General features: G+C 66.8%; 24 protein-coding genes, 1 tRNA gene and 2 CRISPR repeat arrays. Of the genes, 22 read left to right on the top strand and 3 right to left on the bottom strand.

Features of this window, described 5'->3' with window-relative positions; all coding sequences use genetic code 11:
* Positions 1-44 precede the first annotated feature (44 nt).
* The 19 genes from AB8M46_RS05840 (at position 45) to AB8M46_RS05750 (ending at position 19332) form a co-directional block, all read left to right on the top strand.
* Positions 45-118: transfer RNA gene (locus AB8M46_RS05840), tRNA-Leu, on the top strand.
* A 310-nt stretch (positions 119-428) separates the two neighbouring features.
* A complete protein-coding gene (locus AB8M46_RS05835) occupies positions 429-1163 on the top strand; it encodes a hypothetical protein (protein ID WP_394359750.1) in 735 nt (244 codons plus the stop codon).
* Positions 1164-1617: 454 nt separating this feature from the next.
* A CRISPR array of direct repeats spans positions 1618-2382; the repeat unit is 37 nt; unit sequence GCAGCGCTGGCCGTCCGCGGCCAGCGAGGATCGCAAC.
* A gap of 353 nt (positions 2383-2735) precedes the next feature.
* Positions 2736-4922 carry a CRISPR-associated helicase Cas3' gene (gene cas3 / locus AB8M46_RS05830; protein ID WP_394359749.1) on the top strand — a complete coding sequence of 729 codons (2187 nt, stop codon included), beginning with the start codon at positions 2736-2738 and terminating at the stop codon, positions 4920-4922.
* On the top strand, positions 4910-5584 hold the full coding sequence (gene cas5c, locus AB8M46_RS05825; RefSeq protein ID WP_394359748.1) for a type I-C CRISPR-associated protein Cas5c: 675 nt from the start codon (positions 4910-4912) through the stop codon (positions 5582-5584). The genes cas3 and cas5c overlap by 13 nt, the downstream gene beginning before the upstream one ends.
* Positions 5584-7338: a type I-C CRISPR-associated protein Cas8c/Csd1 gene (gene cas8c / locus AB8M46_RS05820; protein WP_394359747.1), complete on the top strand. Its 1755-nt coding sequence runs from the start codon at positions 5584-5586 to the stop codon at positions 7336-7338. Before cas5c ends, cas8c begins: the two co-directional genes overlap by 1 nt.
* Complete coding sequence (cas7c, locus tag AB8M46_RS05815) at positions 7335-8222, top strand: type I-C CRISPR-associated protein Cas7/Csd2 (RefSeq protein WP_394359746.1); 888 nt, start codon at positions 7335-7337, stop codon at positions 8220-8222. Before cas8c ends, cas7c begins: the two co-directional genes overlap by 4 nt.
* A gap of 8 nt (positions 8223-8230) precedes the next feature.
* Entirely contained in the window at positions 8231-8863 is a 633-nt protein-coding gene (gene cas4 / locus AB8M46_RS05810) for a CRISPR-associated protein Cas4 (protein ID WP_394359745.1), read from the top strand.
* The gene (cas1c, locus tag AB8M46_RS05805; protein WP_394359744.1) at positions 8856-9872 is read left to right on the top strand and encodes a type I-C CRISPR-associated endonuclease Cas1c; all 1017 of its coding nucleotides are present in this window, start codon (positions 8856-8858) and stop codon (positions 9870-9872) included. Before cas4 ends, cas1c begins: the two co-directional genes overlap by 8 nt.
* A complete protein-coding gene (gene cas2 / locus AB8M46_RS05800; protein ID WP_394359743.1) occupies positions 9872-10162 on the top strand; it encodes a CRISPR-associated endonuclease Cas2 in 291 nt (96 codons plus the stop codon). The genes cas1c and cas2 overlap by 1 nt, the downstream gene beginning before the upstream one ends.
* 130 nt (positions 10163-10292) lie before the next feature.
* A CRISPR array of direct repeats spans positions 10293-11778; the repeat unit is 37 nt; unit sequence GCAGCGCTGGCCGTCCGCGGCCAGCGAGGATCGCAAC.
* Positions 11779-13161: 1383 nt separating this feature from the next.
* The gene (locus tag AB8M46_RS05795) at positions 13162-13635 is read left to right on the top strand and encodes a YbaB/EbfC family nucleoid-associated protein (RefSeq protein WP_394359742.1); all 474 of its coding nucleotides are present in this window, start codon (positions 13162-13164) and stop codon (positions 13633-13635) included.
* Positions 13632-13943 carry a hypothetical protein gene (locus tag AB8M46_RS05790; protein WP_394359741.1) on the top strand — a complete coding sequence of 104 codons (312 nt, stop codon included), beginning with the start codon at positions 13632-13634 and terminating at the stop codon, positions 13941-13943. Before AB8M46_RS05795 ends, AB8M46_RS05790 begins: the two co-directional genes overlap by 4 nt.
* Positions 13940-14323, top strand: coding sequence for a hypothetical protein (locus AB8M46_RS05785; RefSeq protein ID WP_394359740.1), 384 nt, complete (start codon positions 13940-13942; stop codon positions 14321-14323). The genes AB8M46_RS05790 and AB8M46_RS05785 overlap by 4 nt, the downstream gene beginning before the upstream one ends.
* Positions 14320-15051 carry a hypothetical protein gene (locus AB8M46_RS05780; protein ID WP_394359739.1) on the top strand — a complete coding sequence of 244 codons (732 nt, stop codon included), beginning with the start codon at positions 14320-14322 and terminating at the stop codon, positions 15049-15051. The genes AB8M46_RS05785 and AB8M46_RS05780 overlap by 4 nt, the downstream gene beginning before the upstream one ends.
* The gene (locus tag AB8M46_RS05775) at positions 15048-15653 is read left to right on the top strand and encodes a DUF3558 domain-containing protein (RefSeq protein WP_394359738.1); all 606 of its coding nucleotides are present in this window, start codon (positions 15048-15050) and stop codon (positions 15651-15653) included. Before AB8M46_RS05780 ends, AB8M46_RS05775 begins: the two co-directional genes overlap by 4 nt.
* Positions 15654-15747: 94 nt before the next feature.
* Positions 15748-16068 carry a hypothetical protein gene (locus tag AB8M46_RS05770; protein ID WP_394359737.1) on the top strand — a complete coding sequence of 107 codons (321 nt, stop codon included), beginning with the start codon at positions 15748-15750 and terminating at the stop codon, positions 16066-16068.
* 60 nt (positions 16069-16128) lie between these two features.
* Positions 16129-17364, top strand: coding sequence for a sulfite oxidase (locus tag AB8M46_RS05765; RefSeq protein WP_394359736.1), 1236 nt, complete (start codon positions 16129-16131; stop codon positions 17362-17364).
* A gap of 1 nt (position 17365) precedes the next feature.
* Positions 17366-17872: a winged helix-turn-helix domain-containing protein gene (locus tag AB8M46_RS05760; RefSeq protein ID WP_394359735.1), complete on the top strand. Its 507-nt coding sequence runs from the start codon at positions 17366-17368 to the stop codon at positions 17870-17872.
* 39 nt (positions 17873-17911) lie between these two features.
* Positions 17912-18748, top strand: a complete 837-nt coding sequence (locus AB8M46_RS05755; RefSeq protein WP_394359734.1) for an alpha/beta fold hydrolase — start codon at positions 17912-17914, stop codon at positions 18746-18748.
* Positions 18748-19332 (top strand): DUF7010 family protein, encoded by a 585-nt coding sequence (locus tag AB8M46_RS05750; RefSeq protein ID WP_394359733.1) that lies wholly within the window; start codon positions 18748-18750, stop codon positions 19330-19332. The genes AB8M46_RS05755 and AB8M46_RS05750 overlap by 1 nt, the downstream gene beginning before the upstream one ends.
* On the opposite strand, the gene AB8M46_RS05745 is transcribed toward AB8M46_RS05750, so the two are convergent.
* Both AB8M46_RS05745 and AB8M46_RS05740 read right to left on the bottom strand, forming a co-directional pair.
* The gene (locus tag AB8M46_RS05745) at positions 19305-19952 is read right to left on the bottom strand and encodes a response regulator transcription factor (protein ID WP_350591920.1); all 648 of its coding nucleotides are present in this window, start codon (positions 19950-19952) and stop codon (positions 19305-19307) included. The genes AB8M46_RS05750 and AB8M46_RS05745 overlap by 28 nt on opposite strands.
* A gap of 30 nt (positions 19953-19982) precedes the next feature.
* Positions 19983-21182 carry a sensor histidine kinase gene (locus AB8M46_RS05740; protein ID WP_394359732.1) on the bottom strand — a complete coding sequence of 400 codons (1200 nt, stop codon included), beginning with the start codon at positions 21180-21182 and terminating at the stop codon, positions 19983-19985.
* A 224-nt stretch (positions 21183-21406) separates the two neighbouring features.
* Here AB8M46_RS05740 and AB8M46_RS05735 point away from each other — a divergent pair, with 224 nt between their 5' ends.
* Entirely contained in the window at positions 21407-21958 is a 552-nt protein-coding gene (locus AB8M46_RS05735; protein ID WP_037340750.1) for a DUF4190 domain-containing protein, read from the top strand.
* 77 nt (positions 21959-22035) lie between these two features.
* Complete coding sequence (locus AB8M46_RS05730; RefSeq protein ID WP_394359731.1) at positions 22036-23163, top strand: acyl-CoA dehydrogenase family protein; 1128 nt, start codon at positions 22036-22038, stop codon at positions 23161-23163.
* A gap of 109 nt (positions 23164-23272) precedes the next feature.
* Here AB8M46_RS05730 and AB8M46_RS05725 read toward each other — a convergent pair whose 3' ends face one another.
* The gene (locus AB8M46_RS05725; RefSeq protein ID WP_394359730.1) at positions 23273-23719 is read right to left on the bottom strand and encodes a heavy metal-responsive transcriptional regulator; all 447 of its coding nucleotides are present in this window, start codon (positions 23717-23719) and stop codon (positions 23273-23275) included.
* Positions 23720-23847: 128 nt separating this feature from the next.
* On the opposite strand from AB8M46_RS05725, the gene AB8M46_RS05720 reads away from it, so the two are divergent.
* Entirely contained in the window at positions 23848-24645 is a 798-nt protein-coding gene (locus tag AB8M46_RS05720; protein WP_125733533.1) for a TIGR03084 family metal-binding protein, read from the top strand.
* The last annotated feature ends 90 nt before the right edge of the window (positions 24646-24735 follow it).

The following is a 24735-nucleotide window of genomic DNA, read 5'->3' as shown; positions in this document are numbered from 1 at the left end:
CGTACTGAAGCGGCGAGCTGACAGGGATCGCCTAGGCTGTCGGTGCCCCGGTAGCCCAACTGGCAGAGGCAGTCGACTTAAAATCGACACAGTGCGGGTTCGATCCCCGTCCGGGGCACGTACAGCATCCACACAGCGCTCAGGCGCTCGTGAGCTGCTGCTCTCCGCGACTGTCAGGATTGCTCGACGTCGTCGTAAGGGCGGTGATGCCGGGTGACTTCGCAAGATTATGTTGTGCTCTCCTGGCGGTGTGTGGCGCTCGCCATTGAGTCGTTGGGGAGGCTCCAGCACGTGCGGTCCCTGCGGCGCAGGTGCCTGCCCTTGGCAGGACTACCAAAGGATGAGTGCGGGACTGACCAGGGACTTTTTAGTGGCACGTTGGTGCTCGAGGCGAGCTTCGAGCTGCCGGGCTCGGGAAGGAGCCCGGCATGAGCGCCAATTCGCAGACAGTTGCTCGGTTTGTCACGGTCATGATGGGGCTGGTCATCGGGCTCACATTCCTGTTCGGGTTCGGGAACGTCCTGAATCTCGCGTTGAAGCTGCAAGTGCCGATGTTCGTGGCACCACTGGTGGCGCCGGCCGTTGACTTGACGGTGCTGGGCCTGCTCGTCGGAACTCGGCACCTGGCGCTTACCGGAGCCAGTGACGACGCGCTAAGGCCAGCGCGCCACCTACTGCTTGCGGCGAGCGTCGTTACGCTATTCCTGAACGTCGCAGACCCGGTGTTCGCGGGCCACTGGGGCAAGGCCGCGTTTGACTCGGTTGGGCCGCTGCTGCTGATCGGGTGGGCCGAGGCGGGGCCTGGCCTGCTCCGCGCGCTGAACACCGCAAGTGGTGATCCCGGATCAGGGCAGTCCGGCGTCCCGTCCTCAGAGCCGAAGTGCGACCACGGGGAACTGAATGTGTACGAGCCCACGAACGTTCGGCGTAGCGAGCAGATAGCAGTGGAATCCCGTCGGACGGCTGCCCTCGATGAGGAACTGGTGGAACGTGCTCGCCGAGCGGACGCTGACCACTGGCGACGTTACCGGCGTCCAATCTCCGCTGAGACGCTCCGGAAGCAGCTTCGAATTGGCGCGACAATGTCACGGTCTTTGGTAACGGAGGTGCGGCTTGATAACGCTTCGGCAAGCCTGACGAAGACCGAGCTCGAGGGCGCATAACGGCGGTACGTGACCGTCGAACGATGCCGGTCACATCGGCCAGGTTCTACACGCATAAGCTGGCAGCTTGCCCGATCGGCGATCCGACCGTGGGAATGCACGAGACCCAGTATGTGGGTTATTTCGCCTTCCACGACGTCCGTGTGCTGGAACCCGCCACTACTGCGTACGTAGGTCCTTCCGATGATGGCGTTGTTCGCGGCGGACGCCTCGGCTTAGCTCCCGTATCGGCGCAGCTCAACCGTGGACGTATTTTCGCTATCCATCAGAGGTTTCCGCGTGGTGCGCCGGGACTCCTTTGCTGTCGTCTTTGCTGTCGTCGATCGCTTCGGAACCTGGAGCGTCGCGTGACACGCCTGTAGGTTCCGAAGCGGTAGCTGGCGTGTCATCTCACTGATCGGGAACAATGTCTCGTCCTGGGCCTGGCCAACGATGAACTTCCTGGTCGTGCAGGGCAGCGCTGGCCGTCCGCGGCCAGCGAGGATCGCAACCCGGAGACGAACCGAGTGACCAGCTGAACGGTCGCGCAGCGCTGGCCGTCCGCGGCCAGCGAGGATCGCAACGTACCCGCGCCCGCGTCGACGGCCGCGAGCGGCGACAGCAGCGCTGGCCGTCCGCGGCCAGCGAGGATCGCAACGTCGCCGGTACGCGGCGCGGCGACAAGGTCACGTAGCAGCGCTGGCCGTCCGCGGCCAGCGAGGATCGCAACCCGTACGGTGGGGTGTAGGGAGTTTCATACAGGGGCAGCGCTGGCCGTCCGCGGCCAGCGAGGATCGCAACCGGTGGTGAGGGCGACGGGGCGCCCGGCGGCGCTGAGGCAGCGCTGGCCGTCCGCGGCCAGCGAGGATCGCAACGTGGCCGACAGCCAGCTGAACGTGCGGGCAGGCCTGCAGCGCTGGCCGTCCGCGGCCAGCGAGGATCGCAACCGGGTCAACCACGACCGCACGCGGGCCTCCGGCACGCAGCGCTGGCCCTCCGCGGCCAGCGAGGATCGCAACGTGCGCCAGATGAAGCGCAACGCCAGGTAACGACCCGCAGCGCTGGCCGTCCGTGGCCAGCGAGGATCGCAACCCGGCGGCCGGGTACGGAGTCGTCAGGATCCGCGCCGAGCGGCGCTGGCCGTCCGCGGCCAGCGAGGATCGCAACCGGGTGTTTCGGCAGCACGCCTGACGCCTCAACAAGCAGCGCTGGCTGTCCGCGGCCAGCGAGGGATCGCAACGTTGTCTGGGTTAGGACGCAACTTTGCCTGGGTTAGGAGGCGAGGGAGGTCGCCGGACAGTAGGCGCCTGGAAGAACGGGTGAATCTCTAAGCATCGTGTTACGCCAGCAGCCAGTGAATCCTCGAGGTGCACTGGCGGAGGATCGTAACTGCGGGTTACTTATGGGAATGGCCAACTGAACTCGGGCGGCAGGAGAATGTCGCTTCTGAGATCTGCGCGTCTAGCGCTGACTTCGTTCCGAAGTTGTCGTGTTCGGCTGTTCGAGTGAACAGGTGGCGTGTTGTGTAATGGATCGCGTGTTGTGAACGTTAGGTGCGCCATGATGGCTGGCTCGGGGAGAGGGGGTTGATTGGTGGCGCCGCCGATTTTGGCGCACAGCGTCAATGGCGTGGGTGTGCGGCATGGGTTGGCTGATCATGTTCGGTCGACTGCGGAGTTAGCGGCGTCGTTCGCCGCGCGGTTTGGTGCGCGCGATTTGGCGTGGGCGCTGGGGTTGTGGCACGACGCGGGTAAGGCCGAGTGCGGCTGGCAGGAGCGTCTGTTGCTGGCCGAGAAGACGGGCGGCCGCGTCGGGGGTGATCACAAGTCGTTGGGTGCGCGTATGTTGCGGCCGGTTGCGAGTGTGTACGCGATGGCCGTCGCGGGACACCATGGCGGGCTCGAGGACCGGCAGCAGGTGGCGCGACTGACGCCGCAGCACGGCGATGACGACACCTTGGCGCGGTTCTACAGCGAGGTGCCCGAGGCCCGCGGGGTTCTGGACGTCGAAAATCTAGTTCCGGTGCCGTGGCGTCGTGATCCGTTGGTTGCGGAGATGGGGCTGCGGTTGGTGTTTTCGGCTCTGGTGGATGCCGATCATCTGGATACGGCGGCGCATTTCGCCGGGCTCCCGCGGGCGGTGGTCGCTGCTGAGGCGAATATGGCCGGGTTGTTGCGGCGTTTCGAGGAGCGTCGGACTGAGCTGTTGGCGGCTCGGCCGGTGTCGCCGATCGACGTCGTGCGGTCAGAGTTGTACGAGTCGGTGGTGAAACAGGCCGGCGGCCGGCCGGGTGTGTATCGGCTGCCCGCGCCGACTGGTTCCGGGAAGACGTTGACGTCTGCGGGATTCGCGTTGCATCACGCGGTCGCGAACGGGCAGAGGCGGGTGATTGTGGCGGTCCCGTTCATCACGATCACCGAGCAGAACGCTGCGGTGTATCGGAGCCTGCTCGGGGCGGATGTCGTGCTGGAGCATCATTCGCAGGTCGAGTTCGACCAGCGGTGGTCACGGTTGGGAGCGGAGAACTGGGACGCCCCGTTCGTCATGACGACGATGGTGCAACTGTTCGATTCCTTGTTCGGGCGTAAGCCGGCGCGGTCGCGGAAGCTGCATCGGCTGGCGGGCGCGGTGATCGTGCTGGATGAGGTGCAGGCGTTGCCGCTGACGTTGCTGGTGCCCATCCTGGACGCGCTGAAGGTGTTGACGACGTATTTCGGAACGACGGTGTTGTTGACGTCGGCGACGCAGCCAGCGTTCGATGACCTCGCGGTGTGGCGCGACCGCGCGGTCGTGGATCTGGTTGATCAGCCCGCGGCGTTGTTCGAGCGATTGCGCCGGGTCAGCTACGAGTGGTGGCTGGATCCGCGGCCGACGCTGGCCGAGGTCGCCGAGCGCGCCGGCGCGGAGCATCAGGCCCTGGTGGTGGTGAACACGGTCGATCAGGCGCGCACGGTGCATCGCTTGATATCCGGCTGCGCGTCGGGGGTGGTGTTGCATCTGTCGACGCGGATGTATCCGGCTCATCGTCGTCAGGTGCTTGACCGGGTGCAGCGGCTGCTCGCGGCGGGGAAATCGGTGGTGCTGGTCTCGACACAGCTGATTGAGGCCGGAGTGGATCTGGACTTTCCTATGGTGTTCCGGGCGTTGGCTTCCGCCGAGGCGTTGCAGCAGGCAGCCGGGCGTGCGAACCGTGAAGGCAAACAGGATCGGCCGGGACGCGTGATCGTGTTCGACGCCGCCGACACGCGAATTCCCGGTTTCTACCGTACCGCGGTCGGCTCAACGAGAGCCTATTTTGGTCCGGATAAACAGGATCCGGACGATGTGGACGCGTTGCGCGCCTACTACCAGCACCTCTACCGCAGCCTGAACGTGGAACACGGGGATCGAGCCACGGCGATCCAGCGACACCGGAAGGCCTTCGATTTCCGTTCGGTCGCTGATGGGCCGGTCACAGACGGCGGCGTGGGGCAGCGTGACCGTGCGCTGGCGTTCCGGATGCTCGATGACGACACGGTCCCGGTCGTAGTCAGCACCCATGTGGACCAGAACGTGGTGAACACCTTGCTCGACCGGGCCCGGGCCGCGCAGGGCGCAGATCGGAAGGTCTGGCGGAAACTACAGCCGTACACGGTGTCGCTGCCCCAGCGTGTGATGAACGACCCTGGGATACAGGCGCTGTGCCGTCCGGTGCTGGAGGGGCTGTGGGAGTGGGCCGGCCCCTATGACGAGTGCGTCGGCATCGATGAAGGTGAGATTGGCAAGGAGTGCGTGTGGTAAGGCCGCAATTGCCCCGGTCGTCCGGGGGCGAACCGCCTGTAGTGGTCCAGGTCTGGGGGAATGCCGCGTTGTTCACCCGGCCGGAGCTGAAAGTGGAACGAGTCACCTATCCGGTGATGACACCGACAGCCGCGGTGGGTGTGCTGGAGGCGATCTACTGGAAGCCGGAGTTCTCGTGGCAGGTGGTTGCCATCGAGGTCTTGAAACCGATCAAGCAGTTCACTCAGCGGCGCAACGAAACCACCGACCTGGCGTCGCTGGCCGACGCCGCGAGCGGACGGCGGCGAGTGGACACGGTCGCGAACCGGGTGCAGCGCAACGCCGTGTGCCTGAAGGACGTCGCCTACCGCATCCATGCCCATGTGCTCCTGCGTCCGCGTGCCACGAAGCGGGAAGCGGCTTACCGTGACCAGTTCCGCCGCCGGGTCACGAGGGGAAGTTGCTTCTCCCAGCCCTATCTCGGGACTCGCGAGCACACGGCCTACTTCAGCGACCCGGACCCTGCGATGACGCCGATCGAGCACACCGAGGATCTGGGGATCATGCTGCACAGCATCGACCGGTCGAGTTCGCCGCCGGGCTTCTCCTGGTTCACCGCTCGTCTGGATGGCGGGGTCTTGCACGTGCCCGCCGACGGTATCCGCGTGCCGGGAGCGAATTGATGTTGCTGCAGCGTCTGGCGGATTTCGCCGCGAGGGATGACACGGCCAAGCCGTTCCACCGCTCGAAGTTGTTGTCGTGGCGGCTGGACCTGGATGCGCAGGGCCACCCGTTGTCCACGCATCTTCAGCCGCTGGTCCCGGCCGAGGCGGCGGGGCGGCGTGCGACCGGGGTGGCGCATGTGGTGCCCGCGGTTGTCCGCACGGCAGGGGTCGCGGCGAATCTCGCGGCCGATGACGTGCAGTACGTGTTCGGCTGGGCCGACGAGGACAGCAAGCCCGAGCGTGTCGCGCAATGCCTGCAAGCATTCATTGACTTGACCCGGCAGTGGGCCGGTAGTAATGCCGGGGTTCACGATCCGGTGGTGCAGGCACTCGCCGCGTTCTACACCTCCGGCGCGCTGGCCACGATCGAACGACCGCCGGAGTGCACGGCTAAACAGGGGGTCCTGATCACCGTGGCGGGCCGGCCCGCCTATCAGGCTGACTCGGTGGTGGACTTCTGGTCGGCCGAGGTCGCCCGCCGCAAAGGCGGCGGCAAGACCGGAATCTGCCTGGTGTGCGGCAAGATCGCGCCGCTGCTGGACACCGTGCCCGGCAAGGTCCCGTCCCGCCTGGTGCCGGGTGCGACCAATGACGCCGCACTGGTCAGCGTCAACGAGCGTGTGTTCGGCTACGACCTGACCACCCAGCTGGCGTGCTCGCCGGTGTGTTTCTCCTGCGGCGAAGCCGCCTCCGCCGGTCTGGTCGGGGTCTTGAGTTCCGCGCACTCCACCGCCTATGGCGGGCAGGACAGCCGGATGGCCTGGTGGGTGACCGGCACGGAGCCGTTCGACGTCATGCGCCTGCTGGAACAGCCCGACCCGGACCAGGTCACCGCGTTGCTGAACTCGGTCCGCACTGGAGCACGACAGTTAGGGGTCGACGGGGAGAAGTTCTGCTCGCTGACCGTGGGCGGCAACATCGCCCGTGTCATGGTGCGCGACTGGGTCGAGATGCCGCTCGCCCAAGTGGAAACCAACCTGGCGCGCTGGTTCACCGACCTCGAGGTTGTGCCGCTGTGGCCGGACGGGCGACGCCGGCACGGCATCGGCCTGCTCACCCTGGCCACGGGCCGATGGCAACGCGACCGCAACCGCTACGCCGACTTCGGCGCCAAAGGAGCGGACCGGCCCGAGGGCGTGCACCGCGACCTCCTGCGTGTCGCCGTGTTCGGCCACGTGCTGCCGCCCTCGCTGCTGATCCACCTGATCCACCGCATCAGCACGGACGGGCACCTCGACGACCCCCGCGCTGCCTTGCTGCGCCTAGCGCTGCTGCGATCCCCGACCGCGACGGAGAAACCGATGCCTGGACTGGACACCACCAACACCACCCCGGCCTACGTCGCCGGCCGCGCGTTCGCCGCCCTGGAAGCCCTGCAATACGACGCCTCCGGCGGGGCACTGAACACCACCTACGCCGACCGCTACTTCCCCGGCGCGATCAGCAATCCGCGCGCCGCGCTGCTGCACGGCCGCAAATCCGCGAACGCGTGGCTGCGCAAACTGCGCCGCAGCAAGAAAGGCGCGGCGGTCAACCACGAGAAGACCCTCGACGAGCTGTTCAACCTGATCACCGTCGAAACCGGACTTCCCGCACGCACCACCCCCGCCCAGCAAGCACTGTTCATGCTGGGCTATCACCACCAACGAGCCCACCGCATGGCGGCCATCACCTCCGCCAAGGCCAAGAATTCCGAGGAGCACTCCGCATGACCCTGCCGCACCTGAACCCGGCCGTCCGCCACGACGCGGTGTTCCTCTTCGACGTCGTCGACGGCAACCCCAACGGTGACCCGGACGCCGGCAACCGGCCCCGCACCGACGACGAAACCGGGCACGGCCTGATCACCGATGTCGCCCTCAAACGCAAAATCCGTGACACGCTTGCGCTAGCCGCGGCCGACGACCCCCGTTACGGCATCTTCGTCCAGGCCGGATACGCCCTCAACCCCCGCCTGGAAGCCTCCTACGAGGCGACCGGCTTGAAGCTCGGCACCAAGATCACACCCGAAGACGCCGACCGCGCACGTGCCTGGCTGTGTGACCGCTATGTCGACATCCGACTATTCGGCTCGGTTCTCTCGGTCGGCAAAACGCAAGCTCTCGGGCAGATCCGCGGGCCAGTTCAGGTCGGCATGGCACGCAGCATCGACCCGGTCTTTCCGATCGATCACGCCATCACTCGGGTCACCCAGACCAGGCAGGAAGACATCGACAAGGGCGAAAGCACCGAGATGGGTGGTAAGTGGACGATCCCTTACGGACTGTACAAGGCCGAGGTCTACTACTCGGCCACGCGTGCCGGTAAGACCGGAGTGGACGTTCGAGACCTCGAACTGCTCTACCGCAGCCTGGAGATGATGTTCGACCACGACCGGTCCGCGACTCGCGGCACGCTCAGCCCACGCGGTCTCTACGTGTTCAGCCATGCCGACGCGTTCGGCTCTGCGCCCGCGCACACCCTCACCGAACGAGTACGGGTGACCCGCATCGACTCCAATACCATGCTCACACCCCGGTCGTTCACCGACTACGTCGTCTCCGTCGACGACAACGACCTGCCCGCCGGGGTCACCGTCAGCAAACTGATCGGCTGACTTCAGCCGTGGCCGCACACGGTGAGGATCTCCGCAGCGTTCCGATCTCGGCACTGGAGCACTATGCGTACTGTCCGCGCCAGGCGACACTTATCCATGCCGAGTCCTACTTCCAGTCCAACGTAGACACGGTGCGCGGAGACCTTGCGCACGCCGCGGTCGACCGGATCGGGCCTGGTAGCGACCGCAACCGGCAGAAAGTATGGCGGTCACTACCAGTCTGGAGCGACACGGTCGGCATCCATGGTGTGTGCGACATCGTGCAGTTCACCGCCGACGGGCCACAACCGGTTGAGCACAAATCCGGCCGCTACCACTCCGGCGGTCCGGCCGACCTGCAGGTTGCCGCGCAGGTGCTGTGCCTCCGCGAGATGTTCGACGCGGACGTTCCTTACGGTGTGGTGTTCTCTGGCCGTGATCGTCGACGCCATCAGATCGACGTCGACAATGAGCTGGCGGGCAAGGTGGTCGAGGGAGCAGATGCCGTTCGTGAGCTGCTGGAGAGCGGCCTACTGCCCGGACGAGCACACGAATCGCGATGTCGGCGCTGCTCGCTCCGGCCGGGGTGCGTGCCCGAACTGCCGCGGTCCGTGCTGAACACGTTGTTCACACCACGCGCCGAGGGGGACTGGAATGACTGAACTGCTGGCGACCCTGTATGCGATTACCCCCGGAACCAGTCTGCATCTGGACGGCGACGCACTCCGGATTGTGCACCCCGAACGGCCTGGACGACATCTGGTTCCGCTTGTTCGGCTGGATCACATCGTTGCCTGGAACGGCGTCGACCTGTCCGACGATCTCATCCACCGATGTGCCGCCGATGGCCGATCAGTCACCTGGCTCACCCGGAATGGTCGTTTTCTCGCCCGCACCACAGGTCCTCAAACTGGAAATCCGTTACTACGCCTAGCCCAGTTTCGTTCCTACGACAATCCTGAGTCGCGACTGGCGCTTGCCCGCGCGATGGTAGCGGGCAAATTACACAACTACCGGCAGTTGCTCCTGCGTTCCGCACGGGACATTCGTGGGCCACGCCAGTCTCAGCTACGGGGCCTCGCGGATCACCACGCTCAGGCACTTGCTCAGTTGGCCGACGCGGAATCGCTCTCGGAAGTTCTCGGCATCGAGGGAAACGCAGCTCGCGGCTATTTCCAGGCACTCCCCGTCATCGCCCCATCAGCGACTTCCGGGCGAACACGACGGCCGCCACTGGACCCGGTCAACTGCCTACTGTCCTTCGGATACGGGATGCTGCGGGTTGCGGTCCACGGCGCGTTGGAGCAGGTCGGGCTCGACCCCTTCCTCGGATACGTGCACGGCGTGCGCCCCGGCAAACCCGCACTCGCGCTCGATCTCATGGAAGAACTGCGTCCACTGCTGGTGGACAGGTTGGTGCTCACCCTCGCCAACCGTCAGCAAATTGCACCGTCGCACACCGAGAAACTTCCCGGCGGAGCAATCCAGCTCACCGAGGAAGGACGCAAGTTCTTTCTTGAACAATGGACCCAGGCACGTGAACGAACCTGGCAGCACAACGGACTCGGCCAGGACATTCCTGCAGCCTTGCTACCGCTGGTGCAGGCCCGTCTGCTCGCACGGCACTTGCGTGGCGCCACCGATGCTTATCTGCCCTGGACGGTGACGTGATGGAATTACTGATCACCTATGACGTCGAGACGGTCACTCCCGAGGGGCAACGGCGACTACGCCAGGTCGCGAAAGTTTGCGAGGGTATCGGATACCGCGTACAGAAATCCGTCTTTGAGGTCGTCTGTGACGCCAGCCAGCGGCTGAAGCTCGAGGCGAACCTGCGCGACATCATCAACCCCGATGCGGACTCGATCCGAATCTACCAACTCGACCGAGGAACCTTCGGACAAGCGAGGCACCTCGGCGCCGCGGTCGAGCCACCGCACCAAGGACCGTTGATCGTGTAGTAGCTGGGAACCCCAAGCGTCGCCCGACACGCCGGGAGGTCCTCAATCGTCGTCTGGCGTGTCATCTCGCAATATGGGATGGCGGAGATGGCTGTCGGCGCAGTGCTAGAGACATCCCTGGTCATTCAGGGCAGCGCTGGCCGTCCGCGGCCAGCGAGGATCGCAACCTGGAGACGACGACGATGTTCGCGCAGGGCGAGCAGGCAGCGCTGGCCGTCCGCGGCCAGCGAGGATCGCAACACCCGGGAGGGCATTCGCCTGCCGGATGTGGCGCCGCGGCAGCGCTGGCCGTCCGCGGCCAGCGAGGATCGCAACCACGGTCGGCGAGTACGCCAAGATCAAGGGGCTGGGCAGCGCTGGCCGTCCGCGGCCAGCGAGGATCGCAACGACGAGATCGGCGCCCAGCTGGAGAAGATCGCGAAGGCAGCGCTGGCCGTCCGCGGCCAGCGAGGATCGCAACGGCGGCCTGGGTCATGGGTACCGGGTGCGGTTGTTGCAGCGCTGGCCGTCCGCGGCCAGCGAGGATCGCAACTTGAGCGGCATCACGGTCACCGCCGATTGGTACGGCAGCGCTGGCCGTCCGCGGCCAGCGAGGATCGCAACCTTCACCGGGTCGGTCGGGTCGGGGCTGTCCGAGAGCAGCGCTGGCCGTCCGCGGCCAGCGAGGATCGCAACCCGAAGGACATGATCGACGCCTCTGGCGCGATCTCCAGCAGCGCTGGCCGTCCGCGGCCAGCGAGGATCGCAACTCTCGCGCGCGCCAGCTCTACTACTCTGCCGACGCCCGCAGCGCTGGCCGTCCGCGGCCAGCGAGGATCGCAACGTGAAGTACAACAAGGTCGACGCCGAAACAGCGGCGCAGCGCTGGCCGTCCGCGGCCAGCGAGGATCGCAACGTGGATACCGAGCACACGTCGGTCACGGAGAAGACGCAGCGCTGGCCGTCCGCGGCCAGCGAGGATCGCAACTGCTGCCGGAACCACGGCGGGCAGGCGGTCGCCCCGCAGCGCTGGCCGTCCGCGGCCAGCGAGGATCGCAACCGTGCCTCAGGAGAGGCAAGCCGATCCAGCTCACCGGCAGCGCTGGCCGTCCGCGGCCAGCGAGGATCGCAACGCCTACGGCGGCGTGCAACCGCACGTTGCCATGGGCAGCGCTGGCCGTCCGCGGCCAGCGAGGATCGCAACCACAGCTGCGGCACCGCGCCCCGGTTCATGCGGATGAGCAGCGCTGGCCGTCCGCGGCCAGCGAGGATCGCAACACTGTGGGGATGTGGGCGAAGGTCGCGGTGGTCGGCAGCGCTGGCCGTCCACGGCCAGCGAGGATCGCAACTGCGGCACGGCGGTGTTGTTCTGCTCGCCCCAGTGCAGCGCTGGCCGTCCGCGGCGAGCGAGGATCGCAACATGGCTCACCTCCTCGGGGTGGTTGGGGGTGGTGGCAGCGCTGGCCGTCCGCGGCCAGCGAGGATCGCAACGACGGCACCGGCTGGACGCTCGAACCCCCTGGCGTCGCAGCGCTGGCCGTCCGCGGCCAGCGAGGATCGCAACAAGGAACGCGCGGCAAAGATCCTCGGGTGCGCGGAGGCCGCGCTGGTCGTTCGTGTCCAGTGAGATCTGTGACTGTGAGTCGTAACTGTCACCAGGAAGCGCCCTCCACCTGCGCTCCGTGCCTCGTTGTGAGCGGTATCTGTCACCAAATGTGAGAGCTATCTGTCACCAGCGGCTCGACTGCTTCCACCGCCGAGCGGCTGACAAGCAGGCTGTCTGGCCCCGGTCCGAGTTTGTGACAGTTGCGATCCACAGGTGGCGGATACGGCTCATGGTCACAAGATCGCGACGACGGCACGGAGGCAACGCCCCGTCAGAGTCGTGCGAACGTATGTTCTACTCATGGTGGACCAAGGTGTTCGCTGGCGTCGGACTAACTGCTGGATAAGGAGGTGGCCAAGCTGAGCTGGCTGGTGCGGGAGCGTGCGACTGGGCGTGAGTGGCACGTCGAGACAAGCGACATGGCTTGGGAGGCGGGTGGTCATGACCCCGGGCGCTTCGAGGTTCATGTAGTTGACGGATATGTGAATGGCGCGTCGTCTTGCGGCTCTGGCTTGACGAGGTTGCCGAATTTCGGAGGAGAAAGTTCTGTGGGCTCCGGCGATCCTGCGGAACTCGATCACCCATGATTGGTGACTGAACGTGCATCGGTCGCCAGGGCCGGTGCCGCCCTGGTGGTCCGGGTCAGATCGGCAACGTCGTCCGGGTGGATCGGTTCACCGACGGACATCTGATCGCTACGGGCGGTGCTATGTCTTCGGAAGGTGAACACCGTCGCGTGATTCGGCCGAAATCGGCCTGTGTGGGTTGACCTCAGCGTGGCGTATCCGGTCGAGGAGCCGAAACTGCTACTCCCCGCTGGGCTCGACCTCACGGTCACCGTGCCTGGATTGCTCGGCCAATGGCAGGCGACGACCGGCCACTGGTCTGGATGGGGTCAGTTTCATGTTGGGTACGCCCGGCAAGGGGGCTACACCTCATCGACAGTGGGTCCTAGCAGACGCGCTGGAACCGCGAGGACGACGAAATACTTGGTCAGGCGACTACGTGTCTCCTCGCCGGGAGCAGTGAGGGTGACCAGGAACTCGGCGCTACGTCGCCGGTATGGCGGGCCCGACGCACAAAGGGGGAGGGGTGCGCCGGGCCCGAGGACACCATGCCACACCTCGAACAGATGTTCAGCTCGGCAACCTCCGGGGCCCGGTCGTGCCGACTGGGCGAGTTCCAGGACGGATCCTGGCATCGCGAAGCTGAGGACTCCGGCGACGTCGGGCCTCAGCGCGAGGCGCGGTTGAATTGATGATCACTGCAGCGTGATGGGAACAACGGGACACGAATCTGCGGTTTCGACTACGCTGAACGCTCGACTGACTACGCTCGTGTGGTAATCGCGGGCGTAGCGGTCGGGCCGTGGGGGCGGCTTGTAGATGTCGGGCGACGGGGAGGGCGAGCCGGCGTGTCATTGAACGTGGCCAGGTTGCGGCAGCAGGCTGATGAGCTTGACGCTGAGCTGGAGCAGGCTAGGTTTACGGGGCGGTCGGCTGACGGTATTGCGTCGGCGGTGGTGACCGGTCAGGGCAAGCTCGTGGATCTGACGATCGCGGATCATGTGATCCGGAGTACGCATCCGCAGCGGCTGGGGCCGGCAGTGATCGAGGCGGTGTCCGCGGCCCGGCGTGAGGCCGCGCAGGTCGGCGTCGCCAAGGTGCTAGCAGTGGTGGACAAGGACCAGGAATGGGCTCCTGAACCCGCCCGCGGATCGGCACCCGGTCGGCTGGAGGACTCTGTTCCGCCGTCTGCTCCCCGAGCTGGGATGGCGGCCGAGCCTCGTGCGGTTCGCCGCGATACCGATGAGGTCGAGGAAGAGAGTTTCGATCAGCTCGACTTCCTGGACGCTGATCTCGAGGATGAGGGGCGGGATCGCTGGTGAGCTACCAGGACGAGCTGTATCACCTGGCGCGAGAGATCGACGCGACGGTGGCCGCGGTCGAGCAGGCCGCGACGAGCGCGGCGCGGGATCGCGTCACGTGGACGTTGCCGGGAGAGCTGGGGTCGGTGACGGTGACCGGTGGCGGCGAGCTGGTCGACGTATCGGTGGACGTGGCCGCGATGAAGGACTACACCGCGGCGAGCCTGTCGCGTCAGCTGCTGCTGGGAATCCAGCGAGCGGAGGAGACCGCGGCCCGCCGGTTTGAGACGGCGATCGCCGCCGTCCGGGATGAGGAGCGGCTGGTATGAGTCTTCCGGATCCGTTCGACCCCGGTCCCGGTCAGGGCTATCACGTCTACCCGGAGAAGCTGCGGGCCGCGGCCGACACGATCGCGGAGGCGGCGGACCTGCTGCAGAACTTCGCGATCGTGGATCTGGCGAATGTCGCGCTCGGCCCCTATGACTTGGGTTTGCCGGGGACGGCGACGAACCTGATGCCCGGGCTCAACGGTCTGGGGACGGTGGACCGGTACAACGCGGCCATCGACACGATTCAGCGGATCACGGCCGAGAATTCGGCCCAGCTCGCTGTGTTGAGCGCTGCTTTGAGCAAGGCCGCGAACCATTACGAGCAGCTGGATCAGGAAGCGTATGAGCGGATGAAGAAGCTGGAGGGTGAGATCAAGTGACCACCTCCGACCCGGGCCAGGCCGCTGCGGAACTCACCACCATGACCTATCCGGAGGCCGCGGACGCGAAGATCCGGGAATACGCGGACTTGATCGGCGCGCACGGGATCATCGGGCTGCTGGACAAGCTGCGTGTGTTCGTCGCCGGCGACCTGCAGAAAACGCTGGATCTCGCGGACGTGTTCGCCAGGCAGAGTCGGTTGAAGGACGCGGCCGAGAAGGTCAATGACGCCAAGCTGTCGCTCAATGCCGCGTGGCATGGCGACGCGTTCGACCAGTACTCCATGTATTCAGGGATGGTCGTCGACGGCCTGACCAAGGGCCAGGCCTCCGTCACGACCCTAACCAAAACGGTGAGCACGGTCGCGATCACGGTGATCGACACGTACAAGAACCTGTTGCTCGCACTGGGGAACTGTGCGGCGAACCTCGCGCAGCTGAGCGGGAAGTTCGCGATCGTTCTCGGGTCGTTGGTCGTCCCGCCACTGGCGGTGTTGTCGGCCAAGGACTTCGTGGACGCGATCAACTCGGCCTTCGAGAAGTTCTGGCGTGACTGCAACACCCTCCTCGCCAGCATGATCACCAACATCGGGGCGCTGGTCGGGACCGGTCTCGAGCTGACCGCCATCGAGACCACCTTCCCCAAGATCCCGGATGTCGGCACGAGTGCCGAGGTGGTCGGGGAACCCCGCCGCTGGCGGATCAAACCGGGAGCCGATCCTTCGTGAAACCACGTCTCGCCCGAGGACTCGCCCTGCTGATGGCCGGCGGCATGGTGGTGCTGGCCGGCTGCGGAACCAGCCCGCCACCTCGCCCGCCGGAACCGTCGGTGTCGGTCCCGCCGATCCCCGCACAGCTGAACGGCGCCAAGTTCAAGGCAGATCCGTGCACGGCGATCACCGTGGAACAGCTGCAGAGCATCGGATTCAGTGACAACGGCACCCAGCAGCGCGGCAGGGACGGGGAATGCTTCGTCGCGTTCGGCAAATCGGTCGAGGTGACCGCATCGTGGCATCCGGTGCTGGAGGACAGCAACAACATCCGCACGCTGTACCGCGATCACGCGAGTGGCCGCCACAACCCGAAAAACTGGGAAGAAGTCACCATCAACGGCTACCCCGGGGTGATCACGGAGATCGAGGAGAACGTCCTGACCAAGCAGGACGAGGGACCTCTGGCGTGCAGGCTGGCTCTCGGGGTCGACGACACCACACTCGTGTACGTCGGCGCCAACACCCGCGGCCGTGCGGAAGCCGGTCCCTGGAAGAACGATCCCTGCGGCGCGGCCAAGAAGATCTCCGAGTTCGTCATCGACAACCTGCGCGGCTAGAAGAGGACGGCATGGCTGAACAGAACACCGTCGGTGGCGACTTCATGGCGGGTCTGAACTTCTTCGTCGCGGACGATCTCAACAGAGCCGGTTCGTGGGGACGATTATCGGAAAGATTGAGACCGCGTTATGCAGGGCTCCCTTCCTCACCCTCAACCTCGCCAACGCACCCGAAGAGCATCTGCGGCGGTTGTTCGAGATCGTTCAGCTCGCTGTACGCCTCGTCGACGATTCCGACGAGGTGAAAATCGAGGCCAGGCTCCCCGCGCATGACCTTCCGCATATCGCCGACCAGGCAGTAAGGACGATTCAAAGCATGCCCTCCGCACAAGAAGTGCCTGCTCAGCGGGTATATGGCGCTCCTGTGGATGCCGTACGGGTCTCCTCCGGGGCACGAACGGCGTTCCGGACCTGAAGTGTTCCGCTCTGTGGACATGCTGGTCCGCGCGGTCGGCCGCTGCCGACAATGAGCCGCATGACCGGAACCGGCCTGACCGACGAAGCCACCTACGACCGCACGCGGATCGAGCAATGGCGGGCGGGGAACGCGCTGTCGCGGCGCGGGATGCTCCGGCTGACGGCCGGCGGCTCGCTCGCGCTGACGGCGCTCGGCGCGCTTCCGTCCGGTACGGCGTCGGCGGCCACACCGATCGTGAAACCCCTGCCGCCGGAGATCTTCGAGGTCTACGGCACCAACGCGGAGACGCGCTGGGAGGCGCTGAGCGGCCAGGGCTATCTGACCCCGGTCGAGCGGTTCTTCGTGCGGAACCACACCGCCACTCCGGCGATCGACGTCGGCACCTGGCGGCTGAAGCTCTTCGGGAGCGGGCTGCGTGGTGGGCCGGTCGAGTTCAGCTACCGGGATCTGCTCCGATTGCCGTCCGAGACGATCACTTCCGCCATCGAATGCGCGGGCAACGGACGGAGCTACTTCACCAGCCAGCAAGGGCAAACGGTGTCGGGCACGGCCTGGAAGCTCGGCGCGATCGGCGTCGCGCGCTGGCGTGGTGTCCGGCTCGCCACGGTGCTGGCCAAGGCGGGCCTGACGCGGAACGCGGTCGACGTCCTGCCGGAGGGGCTGGACGCCGATTACATCACCGGCGGGGTCAACCTGGGAAAGGTGCGTCGTCCGCTGCCGGTCGCGAAGGCGCTGCAGGACGTTCTGCTGGCGTATGAGATGAACGGGCAACCGCTCCCGCCGGATCACGGCCATCCGGTCCGGCTCGTCGTGCCGTCCTGGGCCGGAATCTCGTCGATCAAATGGCTGGGGCGCATCGAAGTCTCCGAAACGCCACTGGTGTCCCCGTGGAACACGCAGTACTACCGGCTGCTCGGGCCGGGCTATCCGGCGGAGGGCACGCTCGTGACCAGGCAGGTGGTCAAGAGCGCGTTCGAACTGCCCTGGAACGCCGAGTTCGCGGCCGGTGACCGAAAGGTGCTGCGCGGCCGCTCGTGGTCGGGCAACGGCCGGATCCGGCGGGTCGACGTCGATACCGGAAGCGGTTGGCGGCAGGCGAAGTTCGTGGGCGCGGCGGCGGATCGGGGGTGGCAGCGTTGGGAAATCCCCTGGCGCGCAGGCGTTCCCGGAGTCCACACGCTGCGGGCGCGTGCCACCGACATCACCGGTGTCACCCAGCCCGAGGTCACCCCGCACAACACCCAGGGCTACCTGTTCGACGCCGTCGTCCGGCATCCGGTCCGGGTGGTGTGAGATGACGCAGTCGGTCGCGGTGAGCATCGAGCCGACCGTCGAGCTGACCCTGGCGTTGCGGGTGAGCACCGACTCCGAGCACGCCGCCACGATCGCCGCGCGCCTGCTTGAGTCCTTTGAGGACACTGTCGGCGTGACGCTGACGGCGCGGACCGTCCAAACCGGCCAGGTCGTCGAACTCGCCGGACGGCGGCGGTCCAGTGAGTTCGCGCCGCAGTTGCGGATCGAGCCGGATTCGCGGCGAGTGCTGCTGCGCGGCGAGGTACTGGAGTTCACCAGGCTCGAGTTCGACCTCCTGCTGTTCCTGAGCCGGAATCCGGACCGCGTCTTCGACCGCATCACGCTGATGGAGCGGGTGTGGGGCCTGTCCGGCGGCAACGTCCGGACCGTGGACGTCCATGTCCGCAAGATCCGGGGCAAGCTGGAACCCGTGCTGACACCGATCGCGACGGTGCGCGGGGTCGGTTACCGGTTCGACGGGGCGGGGCAGGTGCTCATCGCGGACTGAGCCGTCGGCCGGGCAAAGCCGGGATGTCAGGATACGAACGTGAATCCCACTTACGTCCTGCTCCACGGTTCCAACAGCGCCTCGTTCACCTGGGGACCGCTGCAACGCGAGCTCGCCCTGCTCGGCCACCGCACGCTGGCCGTCGACCTTCCCGGCCACGGCTTCGCCGCCGGTTTCCACCCCGCTTACCAGGCGCCGCAAGACCTCGAAGCGCTGGCCGCGGCGCCGTCGAACCAGGCGGGCGCCACCTTGGCCGAGGCCGTCGAGCAGGTGGTGGACGTCGTGCGCAAGGTCGCCGAGCACGGTCCCGTCATCCTGGTCGGGCACAGCCGCGGTGGGCTCCCGCTCACCGGCGTCGCGAACGCCGTCCCGGAGCTGATCGACCGGATCGTCTACATCTCCGCGTGGTGCTGTGTCGACGCGACGGTGGGCGAGTACATGCAGGGGCCCGAGTACGCGAGCAGCGCGCTCAACGACGTCGGCGGGGTCGTCGTCGCGAATCCGGCCGAACTCGGCGCGCTCCGGATGAACTGGCGCACCGCCGATCCCGCGCTGCTGGCGGCGTTGAAGATCGCGATGATCGAGGACGGCACCGACCAGGAGTTCTTCGCCTACCTCAACACGCTCGAACCGGACGAGAGCCTCGACGCCGGCACCGAACTCGCCGACGCCGCCACTTGGGGCCGGATCCCGCGCACCTACATCAGGCTCACCGAAGACCGGTCGATGCCGCTCGCGCTGCAGGACCGGTTCATCAAGGAGGCGGACGCGCTCACCCCGGGCAACCCGACGGACGTGCGGTCGCTGACGAGCAGCCACGTCCGGTTCCTCGTGCACCCGCAGGAAGCCGCCGCCATCCTCGCCGGGCTCGCGTAATGACGGAAGCGCGGTTCACCAAAGGGCATCTGATCACCTTGCTGATCAGTTCCGCGATCGGCGTGGGATTCGGTGCCGGATGGTGGTTCTTCGGCGCCTCCTCCGTCGGAGACGGATCGACGCCGCTGGTCGTCGTGGGCATCGTCGCGGTGCTGGGCTTGGTGGGCTGGCTCGTCCTGACCGCCCGTCGGGGTGCCGGGCTGCCCGCGGGCGGCGGCCGGGAGGAAAGCCCGTTCGGCAAGCAGTACGGGATCGCCGTGCTGCTCATGCTGGTGGGGATCTTCGCCGGAGCGCGAGTGTTCTCAGCGGTCTTCGAACTTCCCGAAGCCGTGCCGGCGTGGGTGCTCTTCGTGGTCGGCCTGCACTTCCTGCCGTTCGCGAAATTGTTCGGCTCACGGCGTTTCCTGGTGCTGAGCGCGCTGTTGTGCGCTGTCGCCGTACTGGCCGCCGTGCTCGCGATCGCGGGCTGGACCGCGGCCTGGCAGCTCGTGCCCGGCTTCGGAGGCGCCGTGGTCCTCTGGGGGACCGTCGCCGCCGGGCTGCTCGCGACGGAAGGTCAGGGAGCGACGAGCCCGGCTTCGTAGGCGAAGATCGTCAGCTGGACCCGGTTGGTCGCGTCGAGTTTCGCGAAGATCCGGGTGATGTGGGTCTTCACCGTCGCCTCGCTCAGGTGCAGTTCCGCGCCGATTTCGGCGTTGGTCCCGCCTTGCGCGACGGCGGTGACGATCTGCCGCTCACGTTCGGTCAAGGTGCCCAGCCCGGCTCGTGCCCGATGACGGCGCGGGCTCGTCCTGGTCGCGACGAAATGCCCGATGAGTTTCCGCGTCGTCCTCGGCGAGAGCATCGCCTCACCCGCCGCGACCACGCGCACCGCGTCGATGATCTCCTGCGGCGAGCCCTCCTTCAGCAGGAACCCGCTGGCGCCCGCGCCGAGCGCGTCGAAGACGTATTCATCGAGGTCGTAGGTTGTGAGCACGAGAACTTTCGGCGGGTTGGGCAGCGCGGTGACCGCGGCGGTCGCGGTGAGACCGTTCATCCGCCGCATCCTGATGTCCATCAGCACGACGTCGGGCGCGTGCATGGACACCTTCGGCACGGCTTCGTCCCCGTCACCAGCTTCCGCGACGACCTCGATGTCGCCCGTGCTGGACAGGATCATCGACAAACCGGTTCGCACGAGCGGGTCGTCGTCGACGAGCAGCACTCGCAGTGGGCGCTGGTTCACCCGGACAGGTTAGTGGTGTCCCCACGGTAGCCAAGCCCGGACGGCGAATGTGCGCTCTTCGGTGGGGCCCGCGCTGACGTTGCCGCCGATCAGCGTGACACGCTCACCGATCCCGGTCAGGCCGGCTCCAGCGCCCGGCGGCTTTCCCGCCGCGGCGATCGCGGGCAGCGGATTGACGACCTCGACGGTGAGCCCGTTCCCAGGCCCGCCGCGAACCGAAACCTCGGCCGTCGTACCCGGAGCGTGTTTCAGGATGTTGGTCATCGACTCCTGCACGATCCGGTACGCGGTCGTGCCGAGCAACGCCGGCGCGCCGCCCGCGTCGTCGAGCAGGATCGTCACGTTGACCCCCAAACCCGCCCGGCGGGCGTTGGCCACGAGTTCGGGGATGTCCGCCAGCGTCGGCTGCGGCGGCTCCGGATGGATTCCGTTCTCGTTGGTTTCGCCGAAACCCTGGCCATCGCGGAGGACCCCGATGACCTGCCGCAGATCTTCGAGCGACTGGCGCGCGGTAGTACGGACGGTTTTCGCCGCTTCCGTCGTCGCGGGTCCCTTGCTGACTTCGAGCGCACCGGCTTGCAAGGACAGCAGCGAGAGCCGGTGCCCGAGGACGTCGTGCATCTCGCGCGCGATCCGGGTGCGCTCCGCGCGGCGGGTCATTTCGGCGCGGAGTTCTTCTTCCTTGGCTTCACGGATCGCGAGCGTGTCCTGCATCCCGCGGACGACTCCGACGGTGAGCGGCACGGCCGTCATCACGACGGCGACCGTCAACGTCCCCATCAGTTGCACGGCGGAGAACTGCTTGCCGACGATCTGCCCCGCGACGGTCACGTCGGGATGGCGGTTGGCGTCGCCGAACAACGCCCACGCGGTGGCGACGTAGACCAGGACGGACCCGCTCCACAGGACGCGGTCGCGGCGGCGTGCGGCCAAGGCGGCGAGGGCGACCAACGCGGCCAGCGCGTCGGACCGGAAACAGAGCGGGGGTACCAAGGCGATGCCGAGGACGAGTTCCGGCCATTTGTGCCGCCAGCAGAGCATGACCGCGGCCGCGATCCCGGTGAAGAAACCGAGCGTGGACCACCATGTCGGATCGAAGGATTGTGTCGCCGGAAGGTAACCCTGGGCGCTGAAGACGAAAATGCTGCTGATCACGCACGCCGCGACCGCCACGACGGTGAGCACCACACCGAGCACGCGCCTTGCCATGCGCTGAGCGTACGCAAACCCGCTTGGCCGGAGGCATCAGCGGAAACGGTCCTTCACGACGCGTGGATTACGACTTTCGTCGTACCGGGTTCGCGCGCCGAGGACGACGCGGGCACCTCGCGATCGCTGGTTGTATGCCGCCTCGTTCATCCCTTTGGAAAGGAAAATCCCCCGTGACCCAGCAAACCCCCTACACGCCGGCCCCGCAAGCCCCCGCCAGCCCGATGCCGCCCCGCAACGGCATCGGCGTCACGGGCTTCGTCCTCGGCCTGGTGGGGCTGGTCTTCTCCCCGATCCCGTTCGTCGGCGTCATCGCCTGGCCGCTGGTGATCCTCGGCCTGATCTTCTCGATCATCGGGCTGATCCGCGTCAAGAACGGGAAGGCCTCCAACAAGGGGCTCTCCATCACCGGTATCGCCTTGTCCGCACTCGGCCTCGTGGTCTGCGTGGTGTGGATCTTCGTGTTCAACGCGGCGGTCAACGAGGTCAACGACGAAATCAACCGCACCGCCAAGGTGTCCTACGAGGTCACCGGCGACGCCACGAACGTCGAGGTCATCTACGGCGAGGTCCTCAACCCCGTCACGGAGACCGTCCCGGCGCTGCCGTGGAACAAGGAAGTCGAGAACAAGGGCGTCTACAAGGGCGGGACGCTCACCGTCACGACCGGCGAGACCGGTGGATCCGTCACCTGCAAGATCACCGTCGACGGTGCGGTGGTCTCCACCAAGACCGCTTCCGGCGAATTCGCGATGGCCGCCTGCACCGGAGTGTGACGGTCGGACCGTGAAAGGCCTCCTTCGTCATTCTCGGGGTGGCGGGGAGGCCTTCGCGTTTCCGGCATGATGCGGTCATGACCGAGCCCGTCCATCCGTTCGCCCCACCCGCCAACGAACGTCACTGGATCGAAACCGTCACCGAACTGGCGAAGGATTTCGCCGCGAGCGCCGCCGAGTTCGACGAAACGGCCGAGCTTCCCATCGACAACCTCCGTGCCTTGCACGCGGCCGGACTCGACCGGGCCACCTTGCCCGCGGAGTTCGGCGGCGAAGACCTCAGTTATCGGACCTACGGCGAGATCGTCCGGATCGTCAGCGCGGCCTGTTCTTCGACGGCGTGTATCTGGGTGATGCACATCGGCGCCGCCGTCGGACTCGCCCAGTTGTCCGCCCCTGATGTGGGGCGCTTCTACGCCGACGAGCTGATCGGCGGCAAGCGTTTCGCCAACGCGCTGTCGGAACCGAGCAGCGGCAACATGTTCCTGATGCCGCAACAGGTCGCCGAGCCCGTGGACGGCGGATACCGGCTCACCGGCGCCAAGCGGTTCGTCTCCGGTTGCGAGGTCGCCGACCACTTCCTGGTCAACGCGCTCGTCGGCGGCGTGCCCACGTTCTTCGGCGTCGCGCCGGACGACACGATGACCTTCGTTCCCATCTGGGACACGATGGGATTGCGCGCCAGCCGAAGCCAGCTCGTCTCGTTCGAAGGCACAGTTCTGCGGGAGGACCGCCGGTGCCCGCCGTCGACCGTGCGGCGGCCGAACCACATCGCGGCCGGCCTCGCCTTCCTGTCGCTGGGGATCGCCGACGCGGCGGAGCAGGCGCTGATCTCGCACGCCCGGAGCCGCGTCATCCCCGCGACCGGGGAGCCGCTCGCCGGAATGCAATGGCTGCAGTTCGAAGTCGCGGACGTCCACGCCCGTCTCGAAGCGTCGCTCATGTACGCCCGGAACATGGCGTGGCTGGCGGATCAGAACTCGCCGGAGTTCCTGCCCGCGACCATGACGGCGAAGGTGCTCGCGAACGACATCGCCCGCGACGTCGCCCAAGTCGCCCTGAAAGCCGGCGGGGGTTCGGGGTTCCTGCGCACTTCGCCGATCCAGCGGCTGTTCCGGGACGCGCAGGCGGGCGGGCTGATGGCCTATTCGGCGGAAGTCAGCAAGGACCGGATCGGGAAGACGGTGCTGCTGCCGCAGGACTGACCTCGGATGGCCGGCCGGGTGACGTCAAGCCCGGCCGGTCCCGCCGGAGCGGGTCAGCAGCAGCCGCTGCCGCAGCAATCGCAGTCGCACCAGTCGTCGTTCCGCATGGTCATCCACCTCCTCCCTCGGGTCCGCATTCGGGCGGGCACCAGGCGCCGGGAAGCGGATCGGCGCATTCGTCGCCGGACATCCCGGACAGCAGGGAAGTGAGCTCGGCGCGCAGCTCGCTGAGGCGGGCCATCTCCGCTTCGATTTCGGCGAGATGGCGTTCCAGCATGGTTTCGGCGGGTTCGCACGGGCACACCCCGGTGTCGCGCACGCTCAGCAGGTCACCGATCTCCGTCAGCGTCAGCCCGAGCCGCTGGGTGCCGCGGATGAACCGCAACCTGTCGATGACGTCCTCGTCGTAGCGCCGGTGTGCCCCGGTCGTCCGCGCGGGTGCGGGCAGAAGACCGATGCGCTCGTAGTAGCGCACGGTGTCCGGCCGGACTCCGGCGCGAGAGGTCACCTGGGACATGGTCAACGCCGTCAGCGCCTTCGCCGCTTCGGTTCGCATGATCCGAGGGTAGAACTTGGACCCGGCTCCAGAATCAAGTCCGAATTCGACGGGGCTCACGAAGAGAAGACGACGGCCCGGCGCGTCCGCATCATTCGAGAGGGTGGAAACGGCGAGAGGACGGCACGGTGACTGACTTCCGGTACGTGATCAGGGACCTCACCACGGAGGGCGAACAGGTCGATGCCCTGGTGGCCGGCCTGGACGACGCGGGATGGGAGCTGCCGACCCCCGCGGCGGGCTGGTCGGTCAAACACCAGATCGCGCATCTCTCCTTCATCTTCAAGATCGCCGGATTGTCCGCGGGCGAGCCGCAGAGGTTCGCCGAAGTCATGAAGAGCTCGATGGTGCGCGGTTTCGACGCCGCGGTCAACGCGGCTCTCGACGACTACCTCGGTGACCCCAACGAGGTCGTGCTCAGCCGCTGGCGTGCCGAACGCGACGCCGGGATCAAGGCGCTCGCCGCGGTCCCGGCGGACCAGGTCGTCCCGTGGCTGGTCAACCCGCTGCCGCCGGCCATCCTCGCCTGCGCCGGGATGATGGAACTGTTCGCCCACGGTCAGGACATCGCGGACGCGCTCGGAGTGCGCCCGGAGCGGACGGACCGGCTCGCGTACCTCGTCGGTTTCGCCGTCCGGGTGCGGGACTTCGGCTACGAGGCCCGGGGGCTGACCCCGCCCGAGCAGGAGTTCCGGTTTGAGATCACCGCGCCGTCCGGGCAGCTGTGGACGTTCGGCCCCGAGGACTCCCGGCAGCGCGTCACCGGGAGCGCGGAGGACTTCTGTCTGCTGGTCACCCGGCGCCGTCACCGCGACGACCTCGACGTCCGCGCCGAGGGCGCGCTGGCGGACCAGTGGCTCGACATCGCGCAGGCGTACCGCGGTCCCGCGGGCGAGGGACGCTCGCCGGGACAGTTCGGCCGGTGAAGATTCCGCCACTTCCGCGGTGATTGGGCATCCTGGAAGACGCGATCAACTCCGCTCGGTGCGATCGTCGATGGCACACGGGGTCTAGGA

It is taken from the genome of Amycolatopsis sp. SB7-3, from assembly GCF_041021335.1.
GTDB lineage: Bacteria > Actinomycetota > Actinomycetes > Mycobacteriales > Pseudonocardiaceae > Amycolatopsis > Amycolatopsis japonica.
This window is presented reverse-complemented; position numbering and strand designations above follow the sequence as displayed.

Coding starts and splice junctions, on each gene's coding strand:
- cas2 (WP_394359743.1), top strand. CDS start 9,872: ATGGAATTACTGATCACCTATGACGTCGAGACGGTCACTCCCGAGGGG.
- AB8M46_RS05725 (WP_394359730.1), bottom strand. CDS start 23,719: ATGCGAACCGAAGCGGCGAAGGCGCTGACGGCGTTGACCATGTCCCAG.
- AB8M46_RS05765 (WP_394359736.1), top strand. CDS start 16,129: ATGACCGGAACCGGCCTGACCGACGAAGCCACCTACGACCGCACGCGG.
- AB8M46_RS05735 (WP_037340750.1), top strand. CDS start 21,407: ATGCCGCCCCGCAACGGCATCGGCGTCACGGGCTTCGTCCTCGGCCTG.
- AB8M46_RS05760 (WP_394359735.1), top strand. CDS start 17,366: ATGACGCAGTCGGTCGCGGTGAGCATCGAGCCGACCGTCGAGCTGACC.
- AB8M46_RS05730 (WP_394359731.1), top strand. CDS start 22,036: ATGACCGAGCCCGTCCATCCGTTCGCCCCACCCGCCAACGAACGTCAC.
- AB8M46_RS05740 (WP_394359732.1), bottom strand. CDS start 21,182: ATGGCAAGGCGCGTGCTCGGTGTGGTGCTCACCGTCGTGGCGGTCGCG.
- cas1c (WP_394359744.1), top strand. CDS start 8,856: ATGACTGAACTGCTGGCGACCCTGTATGCGATTACCCCCGGAACCAGT.
- cas7c (WP_394359746.1), top strand. CDS start 7,335: ATGACCCTGCCGCACCTGAACCCGGCCGTCCGCCACGACGCGGTGTTC.
- AB8M46_RS05785 (WP_394359740.1), top strand. CDS start 13,940: ATGAGTCTTCCGGATCCGTTCGACCCCGGTCCCGGTCAGGGCTATCAC.
- AB8M46_RS05835 (WP_394359750.1), top strand. CDS start 429: ATGAGCGCCAATTCGCAGACAGTTGCTCGGTTTGTCACGGTCATGATG.
- cas8c (WP_394359747.1), top strand. CDS start 5,584: ATGTTGCTGCAGCGTCTGGCGGATTTCGCCGCGAGGGATGACACGGCC.
- AB8M46_RS05750 (WP_394359733.1), top strand. CDS start 18,748: ATGACGGAAGCGCGGTTCACCAAAGGGCATCTGATCACCTTGCTGATC.